Raw genomic sequence first — 9346 nt, 5'->3', positions numbered from 1 at the left:
AGGATGTAGAGCATCGTATAGGTAAACGATCCGGTCACAAACAGCACACAATAGATCACCATGGTGAATCGTCCGAGCACCCGATGCCGTCTGGCCCCATTTGGCCAAATCCGCTGGATAGATATTTCAATGCCAAACACCAATGCAATGAGGAGAATAAGACCAAGATACACACTGAATTTCCCCATGGAAAATCCTGACGTCATCACCCGTGACAGGAAAAATAGGAGGACAATGGTGGTCACTCCTCCCAGGATCATCACAATGCGTCGTCCGGAAGTCTTTAAAACCGCATCCTTCAAAACCCGCTTCCCTTCCAGGAAAGTCTGCGATCGGAAACCCAACACCATCATATAAATGGCCATCACGAGGCCGATGACGACCAGGAGAATATGAAGGGTCAAGACAGGGACAAACACCTGGTCGTATAACCACTGGGGTCCGCCAAAGCCTTCCTTTCCCTCAAAGGCCAGGACACCCAGACTGCGAAACAAATAATAACTGATAAAGAAGGCGAGCATGGCAATCATCCCACCGAACATCAGCCAATGGTGCTGATCGGTTTTATGTTGTCTCGCCTGGATCCATCCGACAATAAACAAGGTTGTAAAGAACGTTGCCATGAGTTGGCTCACATCCGCTCCAACCGTGGCATGGGTCCCGAAAAATCCTGGTTCTCTCAGCCATACCGCCATCTCATCCATAAGTTCGTGCCATGCCCTTCTGTTATTTCGTGCCTTGAATCATGGCACGCGGTTCCAATTCTTCCACAACCCGAAACCCGGCTTGATCCATCCATTGGCGACTTTCCTGAATCGTAAAGCACTCACCACATTCTGTGTTCACCAGGATATGAACAGCAAAAGCTGTCGTCCAAGCAGGGCTCGTTTTAGCCTGATCCAAAAACCGGTCTTTAATGATCAGTCGTCCACCCTCATTCAAACAGGCATATACTTTCTTCACCAGTGCCGCATTCACCCTGCCATCTTGATAATGCAGAATATCCGACATGAGGGCAAGATCATACGGTCCCTGAAACGCATCAACATGAAAGTTACCACTTTGCAAATGGATACGATCTTCTAATCCCGCACGCTCGACATGTTGTTTGGTCACCTTCAGAGTTTGCGGGAGATCAAAAACCGTAGCGGACAACCCGGGATGCTCCAGGCAAAAGGCAATGGCATTGGTTCCAGCCCCACCGCCAACATCCAGCATTCGCACCGTTCCATGCATGGGGACACTTTTCGCCAATCCCTGTCCACTTCCCTGCCCGATCCGATCCAAGACCGTAAGCACATGGGCCCCCAGCTCCGGATTCGTTTCAAAAACATGTTGGGTCACGGGTGACCGTCCGGTTCTTACTGTCTGCTCCAACTGTCCCCAATGACTCCACTCAGCGTCATGCAACAATAATAAATGGCCCACATACTCTGGGCTTGATTGCACCAGATGTCGCTCAGCGACGGGAGTATTGGCATATACCTTCTCTTCTTTCGTTAACACACGCATCGCCACTAAGGCGTTCATCACCAACTCCAAAGCCCGTGCGTTGAGATCCAAGACACCGGCGACTTCATTGACCGTGAGAGACTGCCCCCTAAGAGCTGAAAAAAGATCCAGCTTCACAGCGGTGAGGAGAATCTTGGTTTCCCAGTAATAACCTATCTGGAAAATATCTGCGAGTGATGATTCACGAGTCACACGTGGCCTCAAACTCAATATACAACATGAAAAATTACTTTCGATGTCGATCTTAACGGGGTCATTTTGCGAGGTCAAATGCTGAACGATCAGAAAAATTGTCTAAGCTTCTCTACAAAAAAACAAGGGCAACTAGCTCGTGGCTAGTTGCCCTTGACAGAAAACCTATGCCTCAATCGAGTGAGACCTATTTAATCTCGAAATTGGCTTCGACGGTTCCCCCATCCTTCACATCCACATCGGCTTCTACTTCGCCTGCAATGGGATGCCACGCCTTCACCTTATGCTTCCCCGCAGGCACATCCTTGATTTCAAAAGTCCCATCCGCGCCAGCCACACCATAATGGGCATTGGTCACCGGCAGATACCAGCCTTGCATAAATTCATGCTGGTCACATTGCAACCGCAACACAGAACCTTTTTTCGCCATTTTCAGCTTGACACTTTTATCCAGCGAGTCGCCTTTCTTGGCTAACCCGATATTAAACTCCGTGCTGGACTTGGCACCCAACTGATCGAAGCTATGCGGGTTATGCAACACGCCTTCTGCTGACTTAGGGTCGCTTGGATCGGCATCGTTGTTGACGACCTTAAATTGGCCCTTACTCACGGCAATTCCGGTATAGGGATGAAACTCACACAACTCAGCTTCCACCAATTGTGGAGCATCTTTCCCTGCCTTATCTAAAAAAGCCTTGTCTTCAATATCAGTAACCGCCACCACCGCATTCTTTAAACCCTTGCTTCCATCCACTTCCACTTCCTTCAGCAACCGGGTATTCCCATCCGCGCTTTTACTTTCATTTTTTTTGCAAAATTCCACATTGGGAAATTTTGAAAACGCAAATTCTTTCGGTGGGGGAACTGCTCCCGCAAACGTGACTTTCCCTTTAATCGTTCCCCCAGCCTGGGCGACTAATGGGGCAGCCATAAGCATGCAGCCAACCAAAAAAGACATAGTTAAAGACTGACGATTCCTCATGATTCTTCCTCCTAGTTAAGAATAAAATTGAGTTGACGTGGGAAAACAACCTAACGTGATAAGATCAACCCGTTTTACCCCGGCCAGGTATAAAAAAGCTGATCTTGGTATGGATCATTCGACAGCACCTACTTCCGTATATATCAGGAATAAAAAAAACGTGTCAAGAAAACCAACAAGAACTAGGTCCTTTGTGCTAATCCTTAGGCCTTTTAGTTCGTTGAAACACGAAAGATTTTAATCAGACGATATCCCCGGTAAAAATCAACAGAATAGTAACTGGGCATCTGAGCACACTCACATCATTTTTGTACAGGGTCCCTGAGCACGGCCATCATGTCAGCCACACTCTTTTCCATGACCTCTGCATGAAAGACCGGAGCCGAACACATCCGGTCAGTACAGACAAAGGCGACGGGTCGCTCCTCATAGGGAAAAATAATGTCACCCCATTTCGGCTGGCCTTTCTTTGGGTCAAACCCTTTCACAATTTTTCCAGGGCAAAACATTCGCTGGCCTTCCAACAATAGGGCTTTGGTCATTGCATCGTCAAAATTTCCCACCACCGCAATATGAATGGGAATTCGAAACCACTGATCGATAGCCAACCCTGACAATGCGAGAGGGAGAGGTTGCCGGGAATTGACCATTGCCTGCAACGTGTTCTCGGCGATGGAGCGATACATTGGCTTCTCCGTCAAATGAAAAAGATCAAGGTACCAGAGGACGGCTTGAAGATTCTCCCTCACCGGTTTGGTTGGGAAGTTCAAAAGACCCAATTGACCCGGCATCTGTGGATGATCAAAAAATCCCCCATTCGCGGAATCCTGTAATAACCGCTGGCTCACTTCGGCAAGAGCTTCAGCATTTTGCAAAAACTGATATTGCCCTGTCACTCTAAAAGCCTCGAGTAACGCTTGGCCAAAGAATGTGTGATCAGACAATAAACCGTAAAGACTGGGCTCGTCTCCCGTCTCGCCATGAACAAGCCCCTTATCCACGTCAAAACGCTCCTCAAACATCCGGTTCAACATCTGAAGAGCCAAATCGCCTATCACGCCTTTTTCCAACACCAAGGAGGCATGCAAATAGGCCCATGCCATCAACGCATTACTCCCTGTAAAAATTCGTTGGTCCACATTCGGGATACCGAAGGCCAATCGCTTGCTCTCATTGAGAGAGTAGTACTCGGCCCCAGAGATGAAAGCTTGCCCTTCAGTTCCCCTGACGTCGGCATCTTGGCTTTCATACAACAATCCCGTTTGCGGATCAGTTAAAAACCGCGAGACATACTCAATAAGCGCTAAGGCTATGCGTTTAAACTGAGGGTCTCCGGTCAGTTGAAAGGCTTCGACATAATTGCGAAGATTCAGAGCTTGAATCGACAACATCTTTTCAAAATGCGGTTGGGTCCAATCGGCTTGTTCAGCATAGCGATAAAATCCTCCCCAAACCGGATCAAGTAAACGCACTTGTTTTTTTAAGGTATCCAATCCTATCTGGAGTAACTCAGGATCGTCCTCAAAAAAGCCATAGGCAAAAACCATCTGGATGGCTTCGGGTTCAAAGAATTTAGGGGCATCCCGAAATCCTCCATTGACCTCGTCAAATTGGGCTCTCATCATGTCCACACTTTGCTTTGCCATAGACGCCTGAAATACATTCCCTCTGGAACGACCGGCTTCAACCTTCTCGTGTACCCGGTCCCATAGATGAGAGGCCTGCTTGAGCAACAGAGCCTTGTCCGTTACGTAAATAGATTGCACCTCAAGAAGCATGGCCTGCATTTCTTCAGAACCCAAAGCGTTCGCTTGAAAAATAATTTCTCCTGTCGGCAGGAGAACGTTGGTCGTCGGCCACCCTCCCGCTCGGTAACGAGCATCTAAATCTGGACGCTGATCCGTATCGACCCGAACAGGAATAAATTGGGAATTGAGCAACTGTACGATACGAGGGTTAGCGTAAGTCGTCTGGTCCATCACATGGCAAGCATGGCACCATACGGCAGTGAGATCCAAAATAATTAATTTATCTTCGCCCTGCGCACGTTCAAATGCTTCATTTCCCCATTCATGCCATTGAATAATTGGATGGTCGACAGACTCCACATGAGGCCGTATTTCAGCATGAAGGGGACTGCCGAGGAGCCATACACTGAGTCCAGCCAGCATCCACAATCTGTAATCTCCCCGGGTACGGCATGAGTCATTCATAACCTCAGTCACCGGGGCAAATGCGAACTTGATGATCGTGCGCCAGAATTGGCCGAGAGGGGAGCAGTTCCCAATAAACCGCACAATTTGGAGAAACATGTGAACACCCTTTATCTGGTCGTACCTGTCCATCTTCAGGAAGACCTCTCTCAGGGCAGTAACCAAACAGGTTAAATACCTATCTCCTTATCCAAAATCCTTACAATGGCCGCGGCGGCGGTCACCCGCACCGCTTCATCAGTATCTCGAAGGGTGCGCTTTAAGGTCGGCAAGAGGGTGCGATCGCCAATACGGCCCAGTGCGCGGGATACTCCAATCCTGGGACGAGGCAACGGATCATTAAGAGCCACAATGAGAGCATTGAGAACATCCTGACCTTTTCCATTTCCGAGCGCTTTGACCGCACCAGACCGAATGGCCGGATTTTGGTCATTGAGGAGATGCTGAATGGTATCCTTGACCACCGAATAGGGCGCTCCTGTCTTTAGCAATGACGCCACAGCCGCCGCCTGCACACCCGAATTCGAATCGACCAAGGCTCTGGTTAACGGGGTTAAGACTTGATGTTGTTCGTAATACCCCAGGCTAAAAGCCGCCACACTCCGTACCGCAGGAATACGATCAAACAACATGGCTTTCAGAGTCGGTAAGGATTCAGGAGCCTTCAATTTCCCTAAGGATGCAATAGCCGCGGCACGAATTGAGGGCTGAGAATCAGAAATAGTTTTTTCCAATATCGGTATCGCACGACGATCCCCTAATTCACCAAAGGCACGGATAGCCGCTCCCCGTTCATACCCTTCCTCGCTTGTTGCACCTTGTTCCAAACGGGACCAGTATTGCTTGTGACCCAACTCATATAATGCTCTAGCGGCGGCAATTTGGACAAGATGCTGCTCATCGTTCAACGATGGTTCAATCAGTGGCACCAAACCCAGATCTCCAGATTGTCCAAGCCCGATCAGCACCGTTGCCCGCACCAAACCGGCCTCGTCTGTCAATGCCTCACGAAACAACTTGGAACGCTGTCCGGCCTTTCTTTGCCCTAAGGCTTCTGCCACCAATGCTCTAACCATGCCGTTTTCATCAGTTAAGCCCTTTTCCAAATATTCCACGGCATTATCAGATTCGATTTCCTTTAACGCCGTATAGGCCGCTCCTCGCATTTGTTCCCGCATATCGGAACGGAGAGGCAATATACTGGCAATGGCCATCTGCCGTAACAAAGGCTCATCTTCCCGCTTTGTTACGCCAACCTCCTTGTCATAGGTTTCAATGGCTTCGGGAGTCTTTCCCAGATTAGCTAAGGCAAGAATGTACAAACGAGAAACCTGCGAGGGGGAGGAGGGCTCTTTTTGTAATGGCTTCACAAGGTCAACGACCTGTTGAAATAGACCCTGCTCATACGCTTTTTGCGCCTGAACAACCGTTGCCTCATGTGCCTCTTCTGCCCAAACCGCACCTGAGAGAATCCAGAGTACTCCGAGAACGAACAGAGCATGATAACGATTCATTCTTTTTTATTTACCCCCATCCATCTGCTAGCCACATCATATTTCTACCCTCTCCGAACCGGGGCTTCCTGAGCCTCAATGATTCGATAGCCCAAAGGCGCTTCAAAGTAATAATCTGGTTGCGAAGAAAGCACCACATGATGATATTCCACAAACCAATCTCGATCCTGGCTTAAGAGTTTCAAGAGAATTTCCCGTTGAGGATCCACCCATTCGAAATACCGTTCGAGTTGGCCAAACTGATCTTTGACCTCCACGTCATAGAGCAGGGCAGGTTGGTCGCCTACCACAGATTCCCCAATAACCGTTCGACTCGTCTCTCCCTCCAACTGGACAGAAAGGGGTAACAAATAGTCCAAAGTTAAGGGAACGCTGACGATCATTCGCCGTTGCGACAACATATACCAGGTTTTTTGCTCATTCAATCGAACAATGAGGACCCCCGCATAGCCTAATTCTGTTCGAATTCCCCCTGTCGGTTCAATGCGATAGCGATCCTTTTTCACAAACAACTGGGCTTTGGCAATACGTCCACCTGTTTTCCATATCAGTCTTCCTGAAAATTCTGTGGGGCTGTGGTTAGAGAAATGGGGAGAGCCGGCAAAGGCCCATCCTGGCGGGAACCAAAGCACCATTCCTAAAACGGCACAAACAACCAGGCCCACCAATTTCTTTTCACAAGTTCGGGCGGAGACAAGGAGGGAAAAATCTATCCATTTCATGGCCTTTGGTGTTCAACCAGAGGCTCGATCAGAACGGGGTGGCCCAACGCACCAGCAGTAAATCGAGGAGGAGATTGCATGGTATGCGCCGTCCAACGACCCACGGGAGATTCCAAAGAAAAGTCCCTCCTCACGGTTTGGTTTGGTTCAACGATAAATTCCTGAACCTGCTCGTGCTTCACACTTGGATGCCAGGCCCGGATGCGATAATTTCCAGGCGGGAGTGACGAAATGACATACTCTCCCATTTCATTGGTAAAGGTGAAATAGGGATTATCCACCACAACCGCCCAGCTTTCCATGAAAGCGTGAAACCCGCACTGCATCACAAAGGTTTTACGTCCCTTGCTCAGTTGAAATTGATGAACCAACGATTGCCCCGGTAGATGCTCATGCGTCGCGTGGATATTCTCGCGTTGATGCCGAGAATTAAAGGGCAGGGGAGAATTAAATAATACCCGTGTCCCTTGGCTCAACGACGTCTCATAGGCTTGAATATCATGCATGACCGGATCCATATTTACCACTTCAATCCCATGCTCATCGCGAATCACCGTCGTAAATGGGAGAAACTGACAGTCCCGGGCTTCAACCTTCGGAATAGAAAGAGAAAAGGGTTTTCCGGAACTGACGCCTTCAACCACCATCACGACCCCTTGAAGTTGACTGCGATCATTCACCACAAAATCCTTCAGTAGCCGCCAGCCCTGACCATCCGAAATGCGGCCGCAATACTCTGGATCGGGGAACGTCACCAGGTTATACGCTTTAGGAGAAGGCGGAACTCCCTTGAGGGTCACGGTGCCGACAATGGTGGCTCCGCCCGTTACGTCAATCACTTCATAAGCGAAAGCGGGTAAACTAGTGACCCAGAGAAAGCCTAATACGACGATTCCTCCCACTCGATTTTTTTTCATGATCACCCCCATTTGCTCAGGGAACTTGCCGCCGCAATGACGGTATAATCTCAACGCCCTCCCCAAGCAGCTCAAGGCCAAAATGCGGATTCTCCTGCATTTCATGCACGCTTCGTCGCCCTTGGGGAGACTCATATTGAAAATCCAATGTCAGCGTTTTTCCCGATTCCACACGAACTGTTTTTTCTAAATAGGATTTCATACCAGGGTGCCAGACAGCCACTTCATATTCTCCTGGAGGAATATCGTGAATTTCGTAGGCTCCATCCTCTTTGGAAATCGAATAATAGGGATTTTCCACCACTAATCCCCATGAAAACATATAGGGATGAAATCCACATTGCATGACAAACACATCCCGTCCTTTTCGCAAATGAATTTTTTCAATCATCGGTTTTCCGGGCAGATGCGTATGGACGTTTTTTCCAAACATACCAACCACATTATGAAAAGAGTTCATGGGCAATGGACGATTAAACAGTACCCTGGCCCCTCGCTCTCTGGCGGTTTCATATCCCTGAATATCATGCTCTACCGGATCCATATTGATCACGGTTATTTCATCCTGGTCGCGTAACACATTGACAAAGGGCAGAAAATCGCAGTCAATCGCTTCAACCTCCACCTTTGGCAAAGAAAACGGTTTGCCTTTGTCTACCCCTTTCACCATCACCACGGCATCTTTTAACGACCCCTGTGGCCCAATAATAAAATCTTCAACAATGCGCCACCCTGTGCCGGTAGAAATTCTTCCACAATATACGGCATCCGGGATCGTGACGAGATTAAACGCCATCGGTCTTGGGGGTTCACCAAGAAGGCGGACATGCCCTTGAATGGCCCCTCCATTGCTGACCTGGCTCTCTTGATAGGCCAACCCCATGGATGACACCATCATCAGGAACATCACGATCACCATAACTCTCATCATCATTCCAACGCCCTCCTTCCCATCACTGCCGACCAATACATAGCAATGTGTTATATCTGCCTTCCTCCCAAAAACACCATGAACGGGAAGTATTCCAAGTCACAACCTACGAGACACTCAAGCATTTACAAACTCATCCGGACATCTCATAGTGATTGGAGGGCTTTCTTTGTGTAAGCCACTCTCTCATATCACCCTACCACATTCGGATCGTCGGAAATTCAAATCTAATCATTTTGATAACTCAAACCCTCTGAGCCTAGAACAGTTCACGACGTTCAGAGAAAAATGATTTGAAAATAATCAATAGACATTGTGAGAGGAAATGGAGACCTGCTCAGAAACGAGAAAGCATCCATTTCT

The 9346-nt window shown here is 48.5% G+C and carries 8 protein-coding genes; all 8 read right to left on the bottom strand.

Going from position 1 to position 9346, the window contains the following annotated elements:
• A partial coding sequence (locus tag AAH187_RS00570; protein WP_342346484.1) for a DUF420 domain-containing protein occupies nucleotides 1–704 on the bottom strand: 704 nt, incomplete at its 3' end.
• Nucleotides 705–726: 22 nt separating this feature from the next.
• A complete protein-coding gene (locus AAH187_RS00565) occupies nucleotides 727–1704 on the bottom strand; it encodes a methyltransferase (RefSeq protein WP_342346483.1) in 978 nt (325 codons plus the stop codon).
• Between the two features lie 187 nt (nucleotides 1705–1891).
• Nucleotides 1892–2686, bottom strand: a complete 795-nt coding sequence (locus tag AAH187_RS00560) for a carboxypeptidase-like regulatory domain-containing protein (RefSeq protein ID WP_342346482.1) — start codon at nucleotides 2684–2686, stop codon at nucleotides 1892–1894.
• Nucleotides 2687–2988: 302 nt separating this feature from the next.
• Entirely contained in the window at nucleotides 2989–4998 is a 2010-nt protein-coding gene (locus AAH187_RS00555; protein ID WP_342346481.1) for a DUF255 domain-containing protein, read from the bottom strand.
• Between the two features lie 71 nt (nucleotides 4999–5069).
• Nucleotides 5070–6413: a HEAT repeat domain-containing protein gene (locus AAH187_RS00550; RefSeq protein WP_342346480.1), complete on the bottom strand. Its 1344-nt coding sequence runs from the start codon at nucleotides 6411–6413 to the stop codon at nucleotides 5070–5072.
• 44 nt (nucleotides 6414–6457) lie between these two features.
• Nucleotides 6458–7135: a hypothetical protein gene (locus tag AAH187_RS00545; protein WP_342346479.1), complete on the bottom strand. Its 678-nt coding sequence runs from the start codon at nucleotides 7133–7135 to the stop codon at nucleotides 6458–6460.
• Complete coding sequence (locus tag AAH187_RS00540; protein ID WP_342346478.1) at nucleotides 7132–8052, bottom strand: carboxypeptidase-like regulatory domain-containing protein; 921 nt, start codon at nucleotides 8050–8052, stop codon at nucleotides 7132–7134. Before AAH187_RS00540 ends, AAH187_RS00545 begins: the two co-directional genes overlap by 4 nt.
• Before the next feature lie 16 nt (nucleotides 8053–8068).
• Nucleotides 8069–8986, bottom strand: coding sequence for a carboxypeptidase-like regulatory domain-containing protein (locus tag AAH187_RS00535; RefSeq protein WP_342346477.1), 918 nt, complete (start codon nucleotides 8984–8986; stop codon nucleotides 8069–8071).
• Nucleotides 8987–9346: the final 360 nt, after the last annotated feature.

This window comes from uncultured Nitrospira sp. (genome assembly GCA_902500695.1).
GTDB lineage: Bacteria > Nitrospirota > Nitrospiria > Nitrospirales > UBA8639 > Nitrospira_E.
The sequence above is the reverse complement of the archived record's forward strand: the minus strand, read 5'-3'. Positions and strand labels throughout refer to the sequence as shown.